Source organism: Lutibacter flavus (assembly GCF_900188355.1).
Taxonomy (GTDB): domain Bacteria; phylum Bacteroidota; class Bacteroidia; order Flavobacteriales; family Flavobacteriaceae; genus Lutibacter; species Lutibacter flavus.
The window spans coordinates 151,317-175,000 of sequence record NZ_FZNX01000007.1 but is presented as its reverse complement, the minus strand read 5'-3'; the positions used below and the strand labels follow the sequence as shown (position 1 = coordinate 175,000).

Below are 23,684 nucleotides of genomic sequence, written 5' to 3'. Positions count from 1 at the left end.
AAAAGTTTTAAATTTGCTAGAAAATTCCGAAATTCGCGCCCTTGTAGATGATAGAAATGAGAAGACTGGAAGAAAGATTAGAGATGCGGAGTTAAACAAAATACCATTTATGATTATTGTTGGTGAACAAGAAGAAGAGAATGGTACGGTTTCTGTAAGAAAACAAGGAGAAGGAGATATAGGAACATTGACAACAAATGAATTTATTTCATTTATAAAAAAAGAGATTAATAGTACATTAGAACAATTTTAGTTTAATTTAAATTTTACAGCTATAGCAATCAAGAGACGATCAGGGGGAAGAAAGCCTTGGAGAGTAATTAAGGAAGATCAACATAGGATTAATGAGAAAATCACGTATGTTGATGAGGTACGTTTAGTGGGCGATAATGTTGAAATTGGTGTTTATCCAATTTCAAAAGCAAAAGAACTTGCAAGAGAACAAGAACTTGATTTGGTTGAAATTTCACCCAAAGCAGTGCCTCCTGTATGTAAAATTATTGATTATAAGAAATTTCTTTATGAGCAAAAAAAGCGAGAGAAAGCTCAAAAATCAAAAGCTACTAAAGTTATTGTAAAAGAAATAAGATTTGGTCCACAAACAGATGAACATGATTTCGAATTTAAAAAGAAACATGCCATTAAGTTTTTACAAGATGGTGCCAAATTAAAAGCATTTGTATTTTTTAAAGGAAGATCAATTATTTATAAAGATCAGGGTCATATCTTATTATTAAGATTAGCCACAGAACTTGAAGAATACGGAAAAGTAGAGCAAATGCCTAAATTAGAAGGTAAACGAATGATTATGTATTTGGCTCCTAAAAAGAAATAAAAAGAATAAGCAAGATAAAAAAGTAGAAGAAAGATGCCTAAAATGAAAACAAAATCTAGTGCTAAGAAGCGTTTTAAGCTTACTGGTTCTGGAAAAATAAAAAGAAAGCACGCTTTTAAAAGTCACATTTTGACTAAAAAAAGTAAGAAACGTAAATTAAAGTTAACTCATGATGGTTTAGTACATAAATCGGATACAGCTAACATTTTACAACAGTTAACTTTAAAATAATAAAGTTACAGGGAATTTAAATATTAACCTTGGAGTAGTGCAAATACAAGAATAAATTAATTTTTATCGCCTACTACAAAAAACAAATTGAAATTATGCCAAGATCAGTAAATTCAGTTGCTTCAAGAGCTAGAAGAAAAAAGATATTGAAGCAAGCAAAAGGTTACTTTGGACGTAGAAAAAACGTTTATACAGTAGCAAAAAATGCGGTTGAAAAAGGAATGTTATATTCTTATAGAGACCGTAAAAACAAAAAGAGAACTTTCCGTGCATTATGGATTCAACGTATTAACGCTGGAGCTCGTCAGTATGGAATGTCTTACTCACAGTTTATGGGAAAAGTAAAAGCTAATAATATTGAATTGAATCGTAAGGTTCTTGCAGATTTAGCGATGAACAACCCAGAAGCTTTTAAGGCAGTTGTAGATTCAGTAAAATAGATTTTTAATTTCTTGCTTATATAAAAAAAACCCAATCAAAAGATTGGGTTTTTTTATGTTTAATGTTTTTATGTTTACTTTTTTTCTATTTCACTTAAAGATTCCATTTTCTTAATTTCTAGAAATCCTTTTACATCTTCAAAATGTTCTTTCACACGTTTGTGTCCAAATTCAAATACTTTTTCAGCCAAACCATCTAAGAAATCTCTATCGTGTGAAACTAGAATTAAAGTTCCGTCGAAATCTTTCAAAGCATCTTTAATTATATCTTTAGTTCTCATATCTAAATGATTTGTTGGCTCATCTAATATTAAAACATTTACTGGTTCCAACAATAATTTAATCATTGCTAAACGCGTTTTTTCACCACCTGAAAGCACTTTTACTTTTTTTGTACTATTATCACCTCCAAACATAAAAGCCCCCAGCATATCCTTAATTTTGGTTCTAATGTCTCCAACTGCAATTTGATCAATAGTTTCAAAAACAGTTAGTTCTTCATCTAATAATGATGCTTGATTTTGTGCAAAATATCCAATTTTTACATTGTGACCTACTTCTAGTTTTCCATCAAAATCAATTTCACCCATGATAGCCTTTATCATAGTTGATTTCCCTTCTCCGTTTTTACCAACAAATGCAACTTTTTGTCCTCGTTCTATAACTAAGTTGGCATTATTAAATACAACATGTTCATTATATTTTTTTGATAATTCATTAACAACAATTGGATATTGTCCACTTCTTGGTGATGCTGGAAACTTTAATCTTAAAGCCGAGGTATCTACTTCATCAACTTCAACCTTTTGTAGCTTTTCCAACATTCTGACACGAGATTGCACTTGATTGGTTTTAGAATAGGTACCCTTAAATCGTTCAATAAAATCCATATTTTCGGAAATCATTTTTTGTTGTTCATCATATGCTTTTTGTTGATGTACTCTACGATCTTTTCTTAACTCTAAATATTGAGAATAATTAGCTTTATAATCATAAATTCTACCCATAGTAACTTCAATAGTTCTACTTGTAATATTATCTACAAATGCTCTATCATGCGAAATAACAATTACAGCTTTTGCTGAATTAATTAAAAAATCTTCTAACCATTGTACACTTTCAATATCTATATGATTTGTTGGCTCATCTAAAAGAATTAAGTCGGGCTTTTGTAATAATATTTTTGCCAATTCAATTCGCATTCTCCATCCTCCGGAGAATTCTGATGTTGGTCTATTAAAATCTTCTCGTTCAAAACCTAAACCTTTTAGTACTTTTTCAACTTCAGATTCATAGTTTATTTCTTCAATTGAATAAAATTTTTCACTTAACTCAGAAACTCGCTCAATCAACTTCATATATTCATTACTCTCATAATCTGTACGGATGGTAAGGGCTTCATTAATTTCTTCAATTTCATCTTTCATTTTAAAAATTTCAGAAAAAGCTTTCGAAGCTTCCTCAATTACAGTTGCATTATCTTTCGCTAACAAGTGTTGTGGTAAATAAGCAATAACTGCATCTTTTGGTGCAGAAACGTTTCCTAAAGATGGCTTACTAACTCCAGCAATAATTTTTAATAATGTGGATTTTCCGGCTCCATTTTTACCCATTAAAGCTATTTTATCATTTTCATTTATTGAAAATGAAACATTACTAAATAAGTTTGTACCACCAAATTGCACTGAAATATCGTTAACTGTAATCATTTTTATATTTTAATTTGATTTTTGAAAGTGGCAAATATACATTGATTTTTTATTTAAAAAATAAACTCTATAAAAACAAAAAAGCAAGAATAATATATTCTTGCTTTTTATAATTTTATGAATTATCTAATTAAAAAACTTCTCCAAGTTCTTTCAATTTCTCTGTATTTTCAGCTAGTTTTAATTCTTCAACAATTTTATGAATATCTCCATTAATTACATTTGATAAATCATATAATGTTAATCCAATTCTATGCTCAGTAACACGACCTTGAGGATAATTGTATGTTCTAATTTTTGCAGAACGGTCTCCACTAGCTACTAAAGAATTTCTTTTGGCAGAATCAGCAGCTAACTTTTTCTCTAATTCTTGTTCATATAAACGAGAACGTAAAACCTTCATCGCTTTTTCTTTGTTCTTATGCTGAGATTTTTGATCTTGACATTGTGCCACCAATCCAGATGGTACGTGCGTTAAACGAACTGCAGAATAGGTTGTATTTACAGATTGACCTCCAGGACCTGAAGAACAAAAATAATCAACGCGAATATCACTTGGTTTTAATTCAACATCAAACTCCTCGGCTTCCGGTAAAACCATTACAGTTGCCGCAGAAGTGTGCACACGACCTTGAGTTTCAGTTTGAGGAACACGTTGAACACGATGAACTCCAGACTCAAATTTCATATCTCCATAAACATCTTCTCCACTAACACTAAAAATAATTTCTTTAAAACCTCCAGAAGTTCCTTCACTAATATCTTCTATTTCCGTTTTCCAGCCTTTATCTGAGCAATATTTTGTATACATTCTATATAAATCTCCAGCAAAAATACTTGCTTCATCTCCACCCGTTCCAGCTCTAATTTCAACAATTACATTTTTGGCATCATCAGGATCTTTTGGAATTAACATAAACTTAATATCGTCTTCCAATTTTGGTAAACGAGCACTAGCTTCTTCCAACTCCATTTTTGCCATTTCGGTCATTTCAGGATCTGATCCATCAGAGATAATTTCTTTAGCTTCCTCAATATTTTTTATTAACTCTTTATATTCATCACCAATTTTCATTACAGCACTTAAATCTTTATACTCTTTATTAATTTGTATATAGCGCTTTTGGTCCGTCATAATATCCGGTTGGATTATTAAATCAGAAACCTCATCGAAACGTTGTTTTACTATTCTTAATTTATCTAACATTTACTATTTATTGGATTGCAAATTTACAATATTTTCTTGACAATATATTTTATATTAACCTATGCTTACTTAAATAAACGCATTCAATTCTATATTTTAATGAACCAAAATCTTTATCTAACTTAATATTCAAAAATACCAAACTCACTTTTAATTGTCAATTTTTTTGTTTCCGAAGCTTCTACTTTTCCAATAATTTTGGCATCAACATTAAAACTTTTTGAAATTTCTATAATATCTAAAGCAATTTCCTGAGGAACATAAATTTCCATTCTATGACCACAATTAAAAACTTGATACATTTCTTTCCAATCTGTATTACTTTGGTCTTGAATCAGTTTAAATAAAGGTGGAATATCGAACATATTATCCTTAACAATATGTAAATTATCTATAAAATGAAGTATTTTTGTTTGTGCCCCGCCACTACAATGCACCATTCCATGAATTTCATTTGGCGTATATTTTGACAGAATTTTCTTAATTATTGGAGCATACGTTCTAGTTGGAGAAAGCACTAATTTTCCAGCATCTATTGGAGAATTCTCCACTTTATCTGTTAATTTAATATTTCCTGAATACACCAATTCCTCAGGTACAGCTGCATCAAAACTTTCAGGATATTTCTTGGCTAAATATTTATGAAAAACATCATGACGGGCTGAAGTTAATCCATTAGACCCCATTCCTCCATTATACTCTTTCTCATATGTTGCTTGTCCAAAAGATTCTAAACCAACAATAACATCACCTGGTTTTATATTTGCATTGTTAATCACATCTGAACGTTTCATGCGAGCGGTAACCGTTGAATCAACAATAATAGTTCTAACTAAATCTCCAACATCAGCAGTTTCGCCACCTGTTGAATGAATTTCAACTCCAAAATCTTTTAAATCTTTTAACAATTCTTCAGAACCATTAATAATTGCTGAAATAACTTCACCTGGAATTACATTTTTATTTCTTCCAATTGTTGATGATAACATAATATTATCAGTTGCCCCAATGCATAATAAATCATCTATATTCATTATTAAAGCATCCTGAGCAATCCCTTTCCAAACAGAAATATCTCCGGTTTCTTTCCAATACATATAAGCTAAAGACGATTTTGTTCCTGCTCCATCTGCGTGCATTACTAAACAGTAGTCATCATCTCCTGTTAAATAATCTGGCACTATTTTACAAAATGCTTTTGGAAAAAGTCCTTTATCTACATTTTTAATTGCATTATGAACATCTTCTTTTGAAGCTGAAACTCCACGCATACTGTACCTTTTACTAATTTCAGAACTCATAGATTTATTTGAATGATTAATTTTTGCAAAAATAAGGTTTTTAAAATTCAATCCTATAAAATTTAATATTTTACACTATATTTCGGAGTAATTTATTTTCAAATGGAGAAAATCATATTAAATTTTTCAGAAAAAATATTTAACAAACTAAAATCTGGGTGGACAAATCCTAAAGCAAATAAAATTTCAAGCATATTTTTAGTTTCTATTTTTATTGTTTCCATAATTATTAGTTATCTGGATAGAAGCAATTTAATTTCTCTAGGAAAATGGGATGAGTATTTTGCCAACCCTTTTTTTGCAATTGAAATTTCTTTTACACTTTTATTAATTCTTGAATTGTTGAGCCTAATTTTTGTTTTGCCAAAATCGGTATCAAATTCTGTGGGTAAACAATTAGAATTACTGTCTTTAATTTTTATTAGAGCCGCTTTTAAGGAATTTAGCCATATTTCAGACTTTTCATGGGACTCAATGAGTACTTCCGTAATTAATATGCTATTTTATGCTTTTGGAGCCTTAATCATATTTGTAATTTTAGGATTCACTTACAAATTGCAATTACATACTCCTATTACAAATATTGAAGATGACAACAGGAATTTTATTCAATCTAAAAAATTATTAGCTTTATTTTTATTAATATCATTTTTTATAATTGGTATTTATGATTTAAAAGAATTGTTTAATTCAGGAAACTACCTTCATTCTTTTCACACTTTTTATACAATTCTAATTTTTAGTGATATTATTATTGTACTTATTGCATTGCGATATACTTTAAATTATTATAAGATTTTTAGGTATTCTGCCTATGTTGTTGCAACAATTTTTATTAGAATATCACTTTCAATAAAACCATATTACGATGTTATTATAGGTATTATAGCCGCCATTTTTGTATTATTTCTAACACTTTCTTACAATTATTTTTTGAGAGATATTCCTAAAAAGAAATTAGAGCAGTAAAATTTAAATATAAACTCTACTACTCTATTAATAATGACAAAATGATTTATTTATTCCCAATCTGGCATAAATGCATCAACGAATAATTCTGTTCTTTCTAACTGTGCATCTGAGGCGGTTTCACTATTCATTCTATAAATTGATTTTGTAGAAATTCCATCATTTGATGTATTTACAAATATAACTTGCGCCTCATTTGGTGAAAATCTAGGATCAATATCAATGGTTCCAGATACTTTATCCGAAGACAAATCGGTAGTTGTATTAGTAATTAAACTAGTTATAAAAATATGGGTATCTAATTGTCTATTATTTGGACTTTCAAATTCAGAAATATCATGAGAATACAACAATAATTTATTATCTACCGAAATATTAAGCCCTCCTGCTGCTCCATTAACATTAGATAATATTGTTTTTAAAATTGTTCCTGACATGTTAATTGTAAAAATTGAAGCATTATAACCCGTTACGTCATTTGTTTTTAGAGCAATCATACTTTCATCACTACTCCAGTCACATTCTGTAATATAGCTACCATCCAGAGTTTTATATATTTCATTAAGCCCACTTCCATCTTTATTAATTAAATATAATCTATCATAGTGAGGGTAAATAAATCTATCACCGTTAGAAGACCATGAATAATCAATTTCATTATAATTATACCCTGTAACCGAAACATCAGATGTAACCTGTTTTACATCTGAACCATCCTGATTCATAGTAAATAAATGAGTTTCATTGTTATATGTTCTTAAAAAAGCAATTAAGTTTGCTGCTTGGTTTTTTCTAGGTCTCCAACAATTTAAGTCTTCTGTTGTTAATTGAACTTCATTTTCTCCAACTGCATCTGTAGAATTAAAACTTGAAGAATAAATAATATTATTATTGTTTGATCCTTTTTTTACATATAAATATCTATTGTCAGGATTAGACTTCGTTTTAAATGTATTTACGGCACTTAATACATCGTCATTTATTTCGTCACTTGCAGCAATTTGCCAAAAATATTTTACACCGTATTTTAAATCTGATAGCACATAAGACATTTCCATAATACTATCCACTTTAATGATAGTATTATTAACATCATTTTTAACCTCTAATCTAAAAAATAATGAATCAACTTCCGGATCCACAGATTCCCAAGTTAATTCGACTGAAAGTTCTGTATTTTCAGTTCCATCCACTGGTAAAATTAAAATTGGTGTAGAAGGTGGTTTGTTTAATGAATTATCATCTTGCAATTCAAAAATAACATTTACTTCTAAATCTTTAGTTACAGTTGCTGCTTCAAAAGATGTTAAATAATCTTCTTTGGCTGCATTTACAGAGTAATCCCCTTCTTCAACGTTTTCTATTAAAAAATATCCGTCTACATCTGTAAAAACAGTATTACTTGTTGGACTTAAGGTGATTTTTGCATTTTCAATTGGATTAAAACTAATTGCCTCAACAACCCTTCCTGTAATTGTTCCTTTGCCTACAAAAATTGCAGTGTCTTCACTACAATTAATAAAAAAAGTTAGTGCAAGTATCAGTATTAAATTAATTGCTTTTTTCATATCTTAATTTTTTATTCAAACATTACTTGTTTAACACTCTTATATGGTTGCCCCAAATAGAAATTTAATCCTAAACCAAATCTCAAATAATAATCATTCCATTTTCCTGCAACTAACCCTTCAATTTTATCAGTAAACATCAGGTTTTGTTCTGCAAAAACTTTAATTCCTATATTTTTGACTGGTAAATATTCAATCCCACCACCATATTGAAACTTAAAATAATTATCTTTTAATTCTTTATCTGAAACAACTGCACCAACTCCTGCATACACAAATGGTGATAATTTATCATATGGTAGTAAATCATACCCTAAATTTAAATCGGCTGACAAAAATTTATTTTTAAATGCTTCTTTATTTTCAAGCTGAAAATATCCAGCCCCAATATTTAAATTAAGCCCTGGTTTTTTAAAATAGAATTTCATAGAAACATTACCTCCTAATTTTTTTTCAGAATTAGGGTAATCATCAGAAACTACAGTAGAAGCTCCTTCCATATTAAAAGCAAAAGTTCCTCGTTTATCTTCTAATTTTCTATCATAAAGAGCTGTTGTTCCAGCATCTTCCTTTTCATTTTCAAATTTTTCTTTTACCAAATTTACAATAGGTTCACCGCCTGCAGGAGCCCATAAACCATCAATTATTCCTTCAATTATTAATAATTCAACTGCCTTATCTATGGCTTCTTTAACTGCTAATTGAGTAGGTTCATTTTTGGTAACACCCGTTTCAACTTCTAATAATCTTTTTACATCAACATATCTAAATAAGTTTGCTGAAATCCCTTGAGATAAAATTGTTTTAGAAACGTATACATTTTTAAGTATTCTACCACTAGAAGTGGAAACTGCTCTTAAATATATAGTAATTCTATCTTGCCTATATTCAGTTGATCCTCCTACACCAAAATATCGTGCTCCTGAGCCACCAGTTATTATATTTGAATCGTAAGAAACTACACCACCTTCTAAAATAATACCCGCAAATAATAAAGGTGGAATTGATGTTGTTTGATCTTGGTTCGCATCTTTTGCATATTCTTGCCTAGTGGATCTTATTATTTGGCGTTCATTTAATAAATTTCCAATATTTTCTCGTTCAATAGGCTTAAACCATTTAGATTCTTCTAAGGATTTTAATAACATGGAAGTTCCTCCTTGGGTTACAGCTGTGCTAAAAGTAGAACCATTTTCCACCATTTTATATTGTCCAGTTTGGTCTCTAAATTTATAAACACCCACAATGGTTTCAGTTAAGGGCAATATTGTATCTAAAAAACTTTTTTTTGTAGTATTTTCACCTATTCTGGCTTTACTTGTTTTAAATGGTTGATTAAAAAAGGTTCCGCAACTTGTTAATACGACTAAAAACGAACAAATTATAAATTTGAAGTACTTTCTCATGGGAAAAGAATTTGTAGAAATTAATTTGGTATTATTATTTGTGTTTGCTCTCCTGTAGTAGTATCTAATATATTAACAGATAAACCGCCACTTGATGGAGTAATTTCAACAACTAAAGAACCAAAAACATACGTACCTACTGTTAATGAAGTATCACCAAATTCCTGTTGAAACAAATCTTGCGATAAAGAGTTTAATAACTGCCTATTTAAAGTTTCTGTAAAATTATCTAAATCGGACCCTTGATCAAAACTGAATCCTGAATCTTCTTCAAAAGTATTTTGAGCATTTGCCGAAGCTAATAACTGTTGATAATTAAATGTGTCTCCCCCAAAAAATGGATTAATTGGCTTGTATACAATGTTTTGCGAATAAAGAAAACAAGGAATACTTATAAGTATTATTGTAGAAATTATTTTAAGCTTTTTCATACTTAAAGATATGATTTTTTTTTAAATTCTGCTATTTTTAAATAACATTTTTCTTTGTTTTGAGTATTGATATATATTTTGTAATGAGCTATTTACAGCCGATTTTAAGTAATCTTCATCTGGTTTAGACATAAACTCTAATAATACTCTGTCCTCGGCCTCAATGGTAATTATACTACTTCTGCCAAAGTATGGTTTTTCTTTAATTGTTATAATAAAAGGATATTGATTACCGGAAGTACTATAGGCCTGGTAAAAATAATCGTGAAAATCTTTTCCCACTTTTGTAATTACTTCATCAATTACAATACCTTTTAACTCAAAGTCAACTTCTTTTACAACTTCTTGCTCCTTTTCTATTTGTGGTATTATTACTAAAGAATCTTTTGAGATTAATACATCATTTTGTTTAATAAATAAATAAATGCGTAAATCTTCACCCTTTTCCAGGTTAAGTCTAATCTCGGAAAGGTTTTTACTTTCATCAGGTTCTAGAGAGAATTCTCCTTCTTGTCTGTTGCTGGAATAATTACCAGAAGCAGTCTTTTTTAAGGCAAGTATATTAAAATATAAATTATTTTTAAAAATTGGCTCTTCATTATCTACATGGGCATTAATTAAAATTAAATTATCAGATTCTTGTATATTTATTTTTCCAATAACAGATTCATTTAATTGCGAATAAACAGTACTAAAACCTAAAAGCAAACAACTTAAAACAATATTGAAATAAAATTGTTTCATTGGCTAATAATTTTTAATTATAATAGTTTTAGAATTAGATTTTTGAACAATACTCATATTTTCTATTAATGAGTTTTGTCCATAAATTTGAAGATTATTAGAGTTTCCTTTTTGAAGAATATTTAAATTTAAAGGAGAATTATTATAATAATTAATAAAACTATAATAATTTTTATTTCCTAATTGATTTACAACTTCAGTATTATTACCATTTTGTTTAATATCAATTACATTGCTATTCCCTACTTGCTGTAAATTAACAAAATTGTTTGGTGAAATAGCTCTATTAGTTGTAGTTGGCAATTTATTTTCTAACTTTAAAGAAGCTTCTTTATTTAATTGAAAATATTGATTAATAATATACGTAGTATCATCCTCATTTTGTTGGGCAACCCCTTTATAAGAAATTAGGCTTACCAACACTAAGGCAATAATTATTATGTAGTTACACTTTTTCATCTTACTCAAATTTAAGAAAAAAAGAGGGTTTTCACCCTCTTTTTATTGATTATTTTTAGTTGTAATAATTGGAATATTTTATCATTTTGGATATTCATTAATTCACTTGCTCAATACATGCATTATTACCTCTTCCCATTTGGTCAATAAAACTATAATTACCGGTAGTAACAGCACTTTGATTAACAGTTGCTTTATTAAAACCTCCACTTTGAGAAACCCAGTTATAATTCCAACCTGTTCCACCTTCAGTTTGTGTTAAACAGTTACTATTTCCTCTGCCCATTTGGGACACATAAGATATATTTGTACTTGCAAATAATCCTGGTGCATATGAACCAGCGTTTTGAGTTTCAGAAGATTTATTCCCTCTACCATCTTGTTCAGTTACGGCATAATTAAGACTACCTATTTGTGTTTGATTTGCATTATTTCTAAACCCATTTTGATCTATACTCGCAAAACTCCCGTCAGCACCATCAGCTCCAGAATTTTGAGCTTGAATGGCATTATTATAACCTCTTCTACCTGTTTGAGAAACTCTTGCTTCGTTATTATCGTAATATTGCTCTTGATGAGAAGCATTTCCTCTACCTTTTTGATAAACATAAGCATCATTGTTTTCAGCAAAGCCAACACCAACAATTTGATCTGCATAATTTCCAGCCCCCATTTGAATTACCACTCCAGCATTATTATCTCCTAATTGTTTCACAAAAGATGTATTAGAACTACCTGATTGATATATATCCGCAATATTGTTATAACCTCCAAAAAATCCATTACTTCCGTCTTGTTCAACTTGAGAATAATTACCAGTCCCAGATTGCAAAACATTTGCATCATTCATATTACCCGTTTGATGGACATCAGAAACATTTCTACTGTCACTCCAGAACACTAAACGTGTTACTTGATCAACTCTACAGTCATCACAAGGTGCGCTATCTGGAGCTGGATTTTCATTCACAACATCTGGCATAGGATTGTGTCCATAGTAATGATTTTGTGCAAATAACATACTTGTTGCGCATAGCATAGCTATACCTAAAACTACTTTTTTCATAATAAAAAATTTTAAAGTTAGTAATAAAATTAAATTCTAAATTTTTTAAATTTATAAGGGTAAGTATTTACAATTAGCCAACAAAACAAAAATGCAGGTCAATTATAATTCTATAAATTTAATACGTTGGGATTAAAACAATTTTTTTTGGGGGGGTTTAAACTGTGGGTAAATAAATACTAAGTACTTTATCTTTATTTAAACAGGTCTAAATTAGAATTATATATTTAACTATGAAAGGAATACATTTGAAAATATGCAGAATGCAAACTTTCTTAAATAAAATACATATTTTGTAACATAAGTTACATAGCGCGTTGTTTTAATAAAAAAAAACCATAATTTTTTAATAAAATTATGGGTCAATTATCCAAATAATGTGGAATAAAGCTTTTAAAACAAATTGCTAAAAGTTGGTTATAGTAATAGTTTTGTTGTTTGAGAATTGTACTATTTTCATATTATTAATAATAGAATTCTGCCCAAAAACCTGTAGTTGGTTGTTATTTCCAATTTGCTGTGCTTCAAAATTTAATTTGTTGGAATTATAATACGTTATAAACTCATAATTATTAGAATTACCAATTTGGCTTATATCTAATTTCTTTGGGTTTGCTTTTACATTTACACTATTGTAATTACCTGTTTGTAAAATGGCAACTTCAGAATTATAATTTGATTTGCTATTAATATTCTGTTGGTTAAATAAATCGCCTTTTGCAATTTTACCATTATCTGTATTAATCTTTTGAAAATATTGATTAATTATATAGGTATTTTCATCTGTTTGTTGAGCATTGCTCGTATAAGAAATAACACTAACTAGTAGTGTAAAAACGAGAAATATTTTAAATGTCTTTTTCATGATATACTAAATTTAAGGGGAGAAAAGGGGGGATTAAATCCCCCTTTTAAAGTTAAAATAATTTTTAAAATGGCATTGGATACATCATTCCACCTGTTTGATGAACAGTTGCATAGTTAAAACTTCCTATTTGGTCTACAGTACTAAAATTACTAGCTGTTCCATTTGTGTTTTGATCTACACAAGAAAGATTAAAATCACCCATTTGATAAACTGTAGATATATTTTTCGCCCAACTGAATTGTGGGTTACTTTGTTCTTCAACTGAAGTATTCCATCTACCCCATTGTGTTGCTGTAGCTTCATTCAAACTTCCTCTTTGAACTTGTTTTGCAGCATTTTGTCTTCCTGTTTGAGTAATAATTGCATCACTACCAAATCCATGATTAAAACTACTTTGATCTTGTTCAGCATAGTTTCCTCCATAACCCATAAAACCATTATATTGGTTTATAGTAGCATTATTACCATCATAACGAACTTTTTGAAAAGCTTTATGATTTTGACCATATTGATTAATAGTAGCAACATTGTCTTCTGCCCAACCAACTCCTATGTCCTGGTAAGCAAAGTTCCAGGAACCAGATTGATTTATAACATCCCAGTTACGGTCTCCATCTTGTTCAACTTTTACTGTGTTTCCATAACCAGATTGATTTACACGTGCATAGTTCCAATTTCCTTCTTGAAGAACTTTTGAATAATTCATATTTCCAGTTTGGTCAACGTCACCCACATTATGAACTCCCATTTGGTCTATATCACTTACATTTCCCATTCTAAAAATTACTGGAACTTGTATTTGTACAATTCCACAATCAAAACAAGGTCCTCGTCTTTGTTCTTGTTGTCGCTCTTGAACTTGAACTTGAGCAAATAACATACTTGTAGCAAATAATAAGGCTACACTTAATAATAATTTTTTCATAATAAAAATTTTTAAATTAACAATTAAACAACTTTATTATAAAATTACAAGGTGATGAACAATTTTAAGGAGACATCTCATCCAAATTCAAATCTTAAAATGTTCTTTAAATTTATAATTTAAGTTAAAAACATTTTTTTTGAGGCTTATACTGTGGGGTATAACCATCAAATAGATTTGAGGAAATCTACTGAAGTAAAACTATAATATAAATTTAAGTACAATTCTTCATATTTCAAATTTTAAAACTCATAATTTATGTAATTTAGAATGATTCCACTCTGATATATTTGTTACATAAAACAAATTACTTAGTTTATAAAACCGAAAGCTGCTAATTGAAAAATTAATTTTTATTTATGATATTTTTCCTTTATTTTTTTAATTTATCCTTTTTCTTTTTTTTAGTAAAACAACAATTCCCACATTTGTTATATATTATTCATTTACATTGTAATAGTATTTATCCTCTACAAGTACCTTTATAAGGTTTTAATTTAATTTTGTTAAATTCCTTAACTTTCAAACATCAATCACCTTCTTATTTTAAACATAATTGTGTTAAGATGTTTTAATGAACTTTATTACTTTTATTAATTAAGGTTTCTTTTTTTATGAAATTTGATAAAACAAAAGGAAGTCTTTTAAAACTCCCTTTTGAATTTATTATTTAAATTAAATATTCCATTTGAATAACTAATCTAAATTCACTCTAATTGTTAATTTTAAATACAATTGAATACTCATTTTAATGATCTCCACCACCATTTCCACAGTTTCCACTTCCATTTCCTCCACCTCCGTGTTGGCTTACGGTTGAAGTTATTCCTGATCCATTCATGTAAACATTACTGGTATTTTCCATTCCTTTTTGAGTAACAAATGAATAATTATCCGATCCTTTTTGCATTGTGAAACTATAGTTAGATTTACCATGTTGCTCGGTATTAGCTTCATTATCGTCTCCACATTGCAAAGTAATGCTCAAACCAGCATGACCGTGTTGTTCTGTATTAGCAATATTTCCATCTCCAAATTGTGATTCCCAAGAAACATTAGAATTACCTGTTTGGAAGGTAGTTTGCCCATTATCATCTCCTATTTGTAAAACATAACTTTCGTTTGTTTTACTATCTTGAGTAGTTGAAGAACTATTGTCTTTTCCAAACTGTGAAGTTGTACTAAAACTAGCATTACCAGCTTGCTTTGTAAATGCAGTATTTCCGGCTCCAACTTGTAACGTATAACTTAAAACATTATGCCCTACTTGTTCTGTAGTAGATGTATTTTTCATTCCAAATTGAGCTGTATAAGCATCATTTCCATTTCCTTTTTGATCAGTAGTTTGGGTGTTCCCCCATCCATCTTGATATACATAACTTTGGTGAGCTTCAGTTACTGCACCTTCTTCATCTGACATTACTACTATATCATCTCCTCCATCTTCTCCTTCTTCTCCACCACCTTTTTGAGATGTTGTAGATTTGTTTACATACCCATCTTGATATTCATAAGCTTCATGATTTGTACCTCGTTGGTCTACATCAGACATGTTTCCACTTCCAAATTGATGTTGTAATGTGTAATTTGTTTTTCCGTGTTGTTCAGCGATAGCAACATTTTTTGTAATTCCAAATCTAGATGCTTTTTGTACTTGAACAGTTCTGTTTGAATTTCCTTTTTGAATAATAGTTGCACTATTACCTCCCCAGGAATACCATTTTGCACCTGATTGATTTTGAATTGCTTCATTTGCTTTACCATCTTGGTCTATGCTACCAATATTATAAAAATTACGTTGTGTTTGACGTGCATAATTTCTATTGGCAACTTGCTTAATTTCCGCTGTACTATAATGAGACCCTACTTGATCAACAATTGCTTCATTTAAATGTCCCTTTTGATCAACATTGGCAGTATTGTACCAACCATCTTGATCAATATCAGAATTATTTGTGTTTCCACGTTGTTCTACTGTTGAAGCATTATTTTCCCCTTGTGAATTAACATCACTCACGTTTGATTGTGAATAAATTAATGACGATGCCATTAAACATGCCACAAATCCTAAAATTAAATTTCTTTTCATGATTAAAATTTTTAAATTAATGTATTAAATAAAATTTCGTATAAATATATAGGGGTACTTGAACTTGTTTCAAAAGCATATTAAAAATGCTTAAAACAATTCTATAAATTTATTTAGAGGGTGAAGAAATAATGTAGGGATTAAAACACTGGGATTCGATTTTTGCGCAAATCAAATTTAAAAAACTATAACTATCTTAAATTCTTATACTAATTTACAAATTACATTTCCATATTCAAAACGTAACACAAACAAAAACAGTAATTTATATTCATTATTCTTAGATATTTTGGTTACATAAAATTTTTAAATACTTAATATTTAATATACTACTATACATATTTAATATAATATCTAACAAAAAAGGGAGATGCTCTTTCCCATTTTTTTGTTTATATAAATTATTGATTCACAACTGTGATGCCACCAGTTTGATTAGCACAAATTGAGTTCATGTTGCCTTATTGAATTCCTAAAAATAATATGGTTTAATACTTCTTTTACTGTATTATTTGAGTAATTAACAGATTCATTAAATTTAAAAAACAAACCCTATTGCAATAACTAAATAAAGTTTAAAAATTTTTATTTAAAAATTTTTAATGATCAAAGTTTTAAAATTTGTTTTTTGAACAACACTCATGTTTTTAATTATTGAGTTTTCTCCATAGATTTGAAGTCCATTGGAACTTCCCTGCTGAATTATATTGAAATTTGAAGGTGTATTATTATAATAATTTATAAAGCTATAATAATTCTTGTTCCCAACCTGGTTTACAGATTGCGAATCTTTCCCTTTTTGCTTAATATCAATTTCATTATTATTACCTATTTGGTTTAAACTTATAAAATTACTTTGTGCTTGTTTATTTGTTTTAGCATTTTTTTCAGACAAAGAAGACTCTTTATTCAATTGAAAATATTGATTTATAATATAAGTATCCTCATTATTTTGTTGAGCAATTACATTTATAAAAGTAAAAAGAAATAATACTATAAAAACAGTTATTTTAAATTGAGATTTTTTCATGGCGTTTCAATTAAAATTATTTACATTTATTAACAGGGAGGGATAAACCTCCCTGTTACTTTTCCCTTGATTATTTATAAGAAAAAAAATCATCTTTCCTTATATAAATATAATTTAAGGAGTTTATTGGTTAAGAACACTAGTATCCCCATTTTGTATAATACATGCAGTATTCAAATTACCATCTTGAGTTAAAATACTAGAGTTACTATTTAAACTAGCATTTTGGTGTACACCAGCAGCGTTTCCATTACCAATTTGGTCTATATCACTAAAGTTAGTTACACCAATTAATGATTGTGTTTGGCCTACACATGCAAAATTATCATTACCACTTTGATAAACATTAGACGTATTGTTGAAATTTGCACCTATATAACCTATTAAAGAAGTTTGGTCTTCTGTAGAGGTATTGTTACTTCCATATTGGCGTGCATTTGCAGAATTTTGATCACCAACTTGTTTTTGAAATAAAATATTATTATCCCCACTTAATTGGGTAGCAGAAGCAACATTCAAATTACCATCCTGAAATACATCAATGTAATTGTCACTTCCATGTTGATCTGCGTGAGAACGGTTCCGTTTCCCTTTTTGTATTTGATAGGAATCATTTCTATCTCCTGCTTGATGAATGCGAGCCCAATTCCATTCACCGTCTTGATCCTGAATCACATAGTTATCATCACCTTGTTGACCCCAATCATAAACTGTAGCTATATTATCATCTCCCACTTGAAATTGACCTACATAATTACGATCACCCGTTTGATCAAAATTAGCTTTATTACGATAACCATCTTGCTCTTGGAATGAACTATTATCATCACCTGTTTGAACAACACTAACTTCATTATGATCTACTTCTTGATATTGCTTTGCATAATTATTATCTCCAGTCTGAGTTATTCTAGCTTTGTTATAACCAAGAGTTGAATATTCCCCTCCTTGAAATTGAAATGCTTGATTTAAATCTCCTGTTTGAAAAATAGCCGCATCATTAAACCTAGCCCAATCTTGGTATATATCAGCTTGGTTTTCATCACCTCGTTGCTCTACTTTTGCTACGTTATCATCCCAATCCTGAGATATTTTAGAATAATTATGATCCCCATCCTGAAGTACAGAAGCGTCATTTCGCCATGTATAATACAATTGGTTAACTAAAGAATAGTTTTGCACTCCGTTTTGTATAACCTCGGCATTGTTCAGCCAGCTAAGATTATCTTGAAGAGCCCAAGAATAATTTCCTGCACCATTTTGATTAACTTCTATATTGTTCTCATTCCCCCATGATTTAGCAACACTCGTGTTAATATGTACAACAGGAAATACCACTCTATCAATTGGAGAAATTGGATCCCTTTGTTGAACATCAGGCACAGTACAATCAACACAGTCTTCATCTAATAATGCTGTTTGAGCAAATAACATACTTGTAGCAAATAAAAATGCTATACTTAAAAATAAATTTTTCATAATAAAAATTTTAAATGATTAGTAAAAATTAATTAATAAAATTTATTATAAAATATATAGATAGGATTAGCTTGTTCTAAAAGTATATATTATTAAAATATACTCTTAAAATAGTTCTACAAATTTATAAAGTGAGGTTTAAACAATTTTTTTTGATATATCAGAAATTACAAACAAAACATTTATAATTTCCGAACGAATGTAACATAATAATTATCAAAAACACAACTCAACTCCTTAATATTCAATAATTTATAATGAATATACTTAGTTACTTAAGTTACATATACAATTAACACTAGGTAATTAACAACAAACTACTTAATTAAATAAACAAATGGTATAAAACAAAAAAATCCTGCAAATTGCAGGATTTTTAGTTTTAACTTATTATCTAATAAAAAGTAACTCTCTATACTTTGTTAATGGCCATATTTCATCATCAACCATTAATTCTAACTTATCGCAATGGTACCTAATCGCATCTAAAAATGGCTTTACATTTTTACAATATTCTTTAGCCTTTGTTTCTATATTATCCAATTTATTGGCTTTCTTCCTGGCGTCAATCATAGCGTCAACTTTCTCATGAATAGCTTCAATATGAGCTGATATACCTTTTATAAGTTTAATTTGCTCTTTTGCATGTTTTTCAAAATCGCTTCCAAATATTTCCTTTAAACCTGTTACATTTTTGATTAACATATTTTGATAACGAACAGCTGTTGGCACTACATGATTTCCTGCAATATCACCCAAAACACGCGATTCTATTTGAATTCTCATGGTGTAATCTTCCATTTCAATTTCGTAACGAGCCTCTGTTTCTTTCTTGCTCATTACATTCATTTCTTCAAAAATCTCTATAGACTTTTTAGATACTTTAGCTTTTAGAGCTTCAGGTGTTGTTTTATTATTACTTAATCCTCTTTTTTTAGCTTCTTTCTCCCATTCAACTCCATAACCATTTCCTTCAAATAAAATATTACGTGAAGATTTAATATATTCTCTCAACACATTAAATATGGCTTCATCCTTTTTTAAATCTTTGTCTTCAATTAAAGCATCAACTTCTATTTTAAAATCTTTTAATTGTTTTGCTACTATTGTATTTAAAACGGTCATTGGATTTGCGCAATTTGCGGTTGATCCAACAGCTCTAAATTCAAATTTATTACCTGTAAATGCGAAGGGAGAAGTTCTATTTCTGTCTGTATTATCTAACAATACATCAGGAATTTTACCAACCACGTTCAATTTAAGATCTGTTTTTTCTTCAGGCGACAATTTTCCTTTTGTAACTCCTTCTAGCTCTTCTAATACATTAGTCAATTGTTCACCAATAAATATAGACATAATTGCAGGTGGAGCTTCATTTGCACCAAGTCTATGATCGTTACTTGCTGATGCTATTGCAGCTCTTAATAATTCTTCATTTTTATAAACTGCCTTAATTGTATTGATAAAAAAAGTTAAAAATTGAAGATTGCTCATTGGGGTTTTTCCTGGTCCCAATAAATTAATACCTGTATCTGTTGATAAAGACCAGTTGTTATGCTTTCCGGAACCGTTAACACCCGCAAAAGGTTTTTCATGCAATAAGACCTTAAAATCATGGCGCATTGCAACACGACCCATAATATCCATTAATAATGAATTATGGTCTACGGCTAAATTTGCCTCTTCATAAATAGGTGCCAATTCAAATTGATTTGGAGCTACTTCATTATGACGGGTTTTAACTGGAATACCCAAATACATACATTCCGTCTCCAAATCACGCATAAAACTAAATGCTCTACTTGGTATTGAACCAAAATAATGGTCATCTAATTGTTGTCCTTTAGCTGGTGAATGCCCTAATAAAGTTCTACCTGTTATTGTAATATCTGGTCTGCTTGCCGCTAAAGCTTTATCGATTAAAAAATATTCTTGCTCCCATCCCAATGAAGACGTCACTTTTTTAACATTTTTATCAAAATATTTACATACTGCTGTTGCTGCATCATCTATTGCATGCAAAGCCCTTAGTAAGGGTGTTTTATAATCTAATGCTTCTCCTGTATAAGAAACAAATATAGTTGGAATACAAAGTGTTGTACCATAAATATATGCCGGTGATGTAGGGTCCCAAGCCGTGTAACCACGTGCTTCAAAAGTATTTCTAATTCCACCATGTGGGAAACTTGAAGCATCTGGTTCTTGTTGCACTAGTTGACTACCTCCAAATTTTTCAATAGCCATTCCCCCTCCTATAGTCTCAAAAAAAGCATCGTGTTTTTCTGCAGTAGCTCCTGTTAATGGTTGGAACCAATGGGTGTAATGTGTTACTCCTTTTGATAAGGCCCATTCTTTCATTGATGCAGCTACTTGATCAGCAATTTTACGATCAATTTTTTTCCCATTTAAAATTGAGCTCATAACGCCATCAAAAGCGTTAGTCGTTAAATATTGGCGCATTGTGTTTTCATTAAACACATTTTTACCAAATATTTCTGAACGCTTTTTTGGTTCGAATATCTCTATTGGCTTTCTACTTTGAGCAAGTTGAATTGCACTAAACCTTAATGTTGCCATCTTATAATTTTTTATTTCTACCACGAAGGTAAATAATTTTTAAAATTTTTTTATAAATAATGAATAAAATTTAACTTATTTTTTATTATTTTTTATTTACCCCTAAAAAAAATAGGGTATTAATAAAAATGATTACTTATTAAATATTTTATACCCTAATTTTTTTACCGTAAGAAAGAAATCTTTATTTTTGCAATCATTATTGAATTTATTTTAAAATTACAACATATATGAGCAAATCAAAATTAGAGTACATTTGGTTAGATGGTCATCAACCAACTCAAGAATTAAGAAGTAAAACTAAAGTAGAAGATGATTTTAGTGGAAAATTAGAGGATTGTTCAATCTGGTCTTTTGACGGTTCTTCAACTGAACAAGCTGAAGGTGGTGCATCTGACTGTTTATTAAAACCAGTTGCCATTTATCCAGATCCTGCTAGAAAAAATGGATACTTAATAATGTGTGAAGTATTAAATGCTGATAAAACTCCTCACGTATCAAATCATCGTGCAACAATTGATGATGACGATAACGATTTTTGGTTTGGTTTTGAGCAAGAATATTTCTTAATGGATTCTAAAACTGATTTACCTTTAGGATTCCCACGTGGAGGTTTCCCTGGACCACAAGGAAAATATTACTGTTCAGTTGGTGGTAGATATACTTGGGGTAGAGATTTTGTTGAAGAACATGCGGACCTTTGTATTGATGCCGGACTTAACTTTGAAGGTATAAACCAAGAGGTTGCTCCAGGACAATGGGAATTTCAATGTTTTGCACAAAGTGCAAAAACTGCAGGAGACGAAATTTGGATTGCTCGTTACTTATTAAACAGATTGACTGAAAAATACAATTACTATATTGAATTACACCCAAAACCTGTTAAAGGTGATTGGAATGGTTCAGGTATGCACGCAAATTTTTCAAATACTGTATTAAGAACTTGTGGATCTCAAGATACTTATAACAAAATTTGTGAAGCATTTAGACCTGTAACTAAAGATCATATTGGTGTTTATGGAGCTTATAATGATGAAAGATTAACTGGTTTACACGAAACAGCTCACGTATCTGATTTCTCTTATGGAATATCTGATAGAGGTGCTTCAATTCGTATTCCAATTATCACAGTTGAAAAAGGATGGAAAGGTTGGTTAGAAGACCGTCGTCCAGCTTCAAATGCTGACCCATACAAAGTAGCTTCTATAATTATTAAAACTGTAAAATCAGCAAAAATATAATTATTCTTTATATTTATAAAACAAAAAAAACACTGCAATTGCAGTGTTTTTTTGTGCTATTTTTTAATAATTTTATTAAATTATAAAATCATTTTATAAATAAAACCTCCATATAATATAATTAGTATAAGCCCTTCCTTCCAACTCAATTTCATTTTTACTGGTCCAAATACTAATGGAAAAACCAACAAAGAAAAACCAAGCATCCAATAGATATCATTTGTTAGCAAACCTTGATCTGTCACTTTAATTGGGGTAATTATAGATGTTATTCCTAAAACAGCTAATAAATTAAACACATTGGATCCTATTAAATTTCCTAACGAAATTGCTTTTTCCTTTTTTAATACTGCAATAACAGAAGCTGCTAATTCTGGAATGCTTGTTCCTACAGAAATAATTGTTATTCCTATTATTCGCTCACTTATATTAAATTTAGTTGCCATACCAACCGCTCCATCTATTAACAATTCAGATCCTCCCCATAAAGCTACACCTCCAATAACTAAAAATAACACATTTTTATACAATGGTAATTCTTCATCATCCTCTGGCATTTCATCTACAACCGCTGGTTTTTGAAATCTTAATAAATAAATTAGAAATACAATCAACATTGATAAAAGAATAATCCCTTCATACCTCACTAATTCTCCATCAAAAGCAATAAAACCATAAAGCAATAACGATGAAATCATCATTACGGGCCAATCAGTTTTATAAAAACTTTTTTCTACACTTATGGTCGAAATTAAAATTGTAATTGCCAATACCATTCCTAAATTAGCAATATTAGAACCAATAACATTACCTAGTGCAATATCAGCGTGATTTTCCAGTGCAGACCTTATACTTACAATTAATTCTGGTGCTGAAGTAGCAAATGACACAACAGTCATACCAATAACAATTTTAGGAATTTGTAACCGCAAAGAAAAGCCTACGGCAGCCTTTAACAACCAGTTCCCTCCTAATATCAACAACACCAACCCAATAATAATAAATAACAAATCCATTTAAATTCTTTTTGCAAATATAATAGAATTAAAATCGTATTTGAATTTGTTTTTATAATTGAAAACTTAATTATTTGTTAATTAACTACTTTT

The 23,684-nt window shown here is 29.5% G+C and carries 22 protein-coding genes (1 of these 22 only partly in view); 6 read left to right on the top strand and 16 right to left on the bottom strand.

Annotation, left to right across the window (positions count from 1 at the left end; all coding sequences use genetic code 11):
* From thrS to rplT, 4 genes are all read left to right on the top strand, one after another.
* Positions 1-253, top strand: partial view of a threonine--tRNA ligase gene (thrS, locus tag CHB63_RS16990; RefSeq protein ID WP_089379682.1) — the final stretch only. 1,688 nt of this gene lie to the left of the window's left edge; 253 of the gene's 1,941 nt are visible here — the last part of the coding sequence; the start codon falls outside the window, past its left edge; the stop codon is at positions 251-253.
* Positions 254-319: 66 nt separating this feature from the next.
* A complete protein-coding gene (gene infC / locus CHB63_RS16985; RefSeq protein WP_262494213.1) occupies positions 320-835 on the top strand; it encodes a translation initiation factor IF-3 in 516 nt (171 codons plus the stop codon).
* Between the two features lie 33 nt (positions 836-868).
* Positions 869-1,066 (top strand): 50S ribosomal protein L35, encoded by a 198-nt coding sequence (gene rpmI / locus CHB63_RS16980; RefSeq protein WP_089379680.1) that lies wholly within the window; start codon positions 869-871, stop codon positions 1,064-1,066.
* Between the two features lie 95 nt (positions 1,067-1,161).
* Positions 1,162-1,506, top strand: a complete 345-nt coding sequence (gene rplT / locus CHB63_RS16975) for a 50S ribosomal protein L20 (RefSeq protein WP_089379679.1) — start codon at positions 1,162-1,164, stop codon at positions 1,504-1,506.
* A gap of 74 nt (positions 1,507-1,580) precedes the next feature.
* Here the strand turns inward: rplT and CHB63_RS16970 are convergent, their stop codons facing one another.
* From CHB63_RS16970 to CHB63_RS16960, 3 genes are all read right to left on the bottom strand, one after another.
* Positions 1,581-3,215 (bottom strand): ABC-F family ATP-binding cassette domain-containing protein, encoded by a 1,635-nt coding sequence (locus CHB63_RS16970; RefSeq protein WP_089379678.1) that lies wholly within the window; start codon positions 3,213-3,215, stop codon positions 1,581-1,583.
* 130 nt (positions 3,216-3,345) lie between these two features.
* The gene (gene prfA, locus CHB63_RS16965) at positions 3,346-4,422 is read right to left on the bottom strand and encodes a peptide chain release factor 1 (protein ID WP_089379677.1); all 1,077 of its coding nucleotides are present in this window, start codon (positions 4,420-4,422) and stop codon (positions 3,346-3,348) included.
* Positions 4,423-4,544: 122 nt separating this feature from the next.
* Entirely contained in the window at positions 4,545-5,723 is a 1,179-nt protein-coding gene (locus CHB63_RS16960; protein ID WP_089379676.1) for an AIR synthase related protein, read from the bottom strand.
* 102 nt (positions 5,724-5,825) lie between these two features.
* On the opposite strand from CHB63_RS16960, the gene CHB63_RS16955 reads away from it, so the two are divergent.
* Positions 5,826-6,692: a hypothetical protein gene (locus CHB63_RS16955; protein ID WP_089379675.1), complete on the top strand. Its 867-nt coding sequence runs from the start codon at positions 5,826-5,828 to the stop codon at positions 6,690-6,692.
* Between the two features lie 50 nt (positions 6,693-6,742).
* Here CHB63_RS16955 and CHB63_RS16950 read toward each other — a convergent pair whose 3' ends face one another.
* The 12 genes from CHB63_RS16950 to CHB63_RS16895 all read right to left on the bottom strand — a co-directional run bounded on the left by CHB63_RS16950 (position 6,743) and on the right by CHB63_RS16895 (position 21,334).
* Positions 6,743-8,260: a carboxypeptidase regulatory-like domain-containing protein gene (locus CHB63_RS16950; RefSeq protein ID WP_089379674.1), complete on the bottom strand. Its 1,518-nt coding sequence runs from the start codon at positions 8,258-8,260 to the stop codon at positions 6,743-6,745.
* A gap of 11 nt (positions 8,261-8,271) precedes the next feature.
* Positions 8,272-9,666, bottom strand: coding sequence for a CsgG/HfaB family protein (locus CHB63_RS16945; protein WP_089379673.1), 1,395 nt, complete (start codon positions 9,664-9,666; stop codon positions 8,272-8,274).
* Between the two features lie 20 nt (positions 9,667-9,686).
* Positions 9,687-10,097, bottom strand: a complete 411-nt coding sequence (locus tag CHB63_RS16940) for a curli production assembly/transport component CsgF (protein WP_089379672.1) — start codon at positions 10,095-10,097, stop codon at positions 9,687-9,689.
* 21 nt (positions 10,098-10,118) lie between these two features.
* Positions 10,119-10,841, bottom strand: a complete 723-nt coding sequence (locus CHB63_RS16935; protein WP_089379671.1) for a CsgE family curli-type amyloid fiber assembly protein — start codon at positions 10,839-10,841, stop codon at positions 10,119-10,121.
* Positions 10,842-10,844: 3 nt separating this feature from the next.
* On the bottom strand, positions 10,845-11,300 hold the full coding sequence (locus CHB63_RS16930; RefSeq protein WP_089379670.1) for a hypothetical protein: 456 nt from the start codon (positions 11,298-11,300) through the stop codon (positions 10,845-10,847).
* Between the two features lie 97 nt (positions 11,301-11,397).
* On the bottom strand, positions 11,398-12,366 hold the full coding sequence (locus CHB63_RS16925) for a hypothetical protein (protein ID WP_089379669.1): 969 nt from the start codon (positions 12,364-12,366) through the stop codon (positions 11,398-11,400).
* A gap of 406 nt (positions 12,367-12,772) precedes the next feature.
* Positions 12,773-13,231 carry a hypothetical protein gene (locus tag CHB63_RS16920; protein ID WP_089379668.1) on the bottom strand — a complete coding sequence of 153 codons (459 nt, stop codon included), beginning with the start codon at positions 13,229-13,231 and terminating at the stop codon, positions 12,773-12,775.
* A gap of 64 nt (positions 13,232-13,295) precedes the next feature.
* A complete protein-coding gene (locus CHB63_RS16915; protein WP_089379667.1) occupies positions 13,296-14,159 on the bottom strand; it encodes a hypothetical protein in 864 nt (287 codons plus the stop codon).
* A gap of 748 nt (positions 14,160-14,907) precedes the next feature.
* Entirely contained in the window at positions 14,908-16,248 is a 1,341-nt protein-coding gene (locus CHB63_RS16910; RefSeq protein ID WP_089379666.1) for a hypothetical protein, read from the bottom strand.
* Positions 16,249-16,837: 589 nt separating this feature from the next.
* Positions 16,838-17,278: a hypothetical protein gene (locus CHB63_RS16905; RefSeq protein WP_089379665.1), complete on the bottom strand. Its 441-nt coding sequence runs from the start codon at positions 17,276-17,278 to the stop codon at positions 16,838-16,840.
* A gap of 123 nt (positions 17,279-17,401) precedes the next feature.
* A complete protein-coding gene (locus tag CHB63_RS16900) occupies positions 17,402-18,757 on the bottom strand; it encodes a hypothetical protein (RefSeq protein ID WP_089379664.1) in 1,356 nt (451 codons plus the stop codon).
* Positions 18,758-19,147: 390 nt separating this feature from the next.
* Positions 19,148-21,334 (bottom strand): glutamine synthetase III family protein, encoded by a 2,187-nt coding sequence (locus CHB63_RS16895; RefSeq protein WP_089379663.1) that lies wholly within the window; start codon positions 21,332-21,334, stop codon positions 19,148-19,150.
* 230 nt (positions 21,335-21,564) lie between these two features.
* Here CHB63_RS16895 and CHB63_RS16890 point away from each other — a divergent pair, with 230 nt between their 5' ends.
* Complete coding sequence (locus tag CHB63_RS16890) at positions 21,565-22,575, top strand: glutamine synthetase beta-grasp domain-containing protein (protein WP_089379662.1); 1,011 nt, start codon at positions 21,565-21,567, stop codon at positions 22,573-22,575.
* A gap of 80 nt (positions 22,576-22,655) precedes the next feature.
* On the opposite strand, the gene CHB63_RS16885 is transcribed toward CHB63_RS16890, so the two are convergent.
* Complete coding sequence (locus CHB63_RS16885) at positions 22,656-23,591, bottom strand: calcium/sodium antiporter (protein ID WP_089379661.1); 936 nt, start codon at positions 23,589-23,591, stop codon at positions 22,656-22,658.
* Positions 23,592-23,684 lie beyond the last annotated feature (93 nt).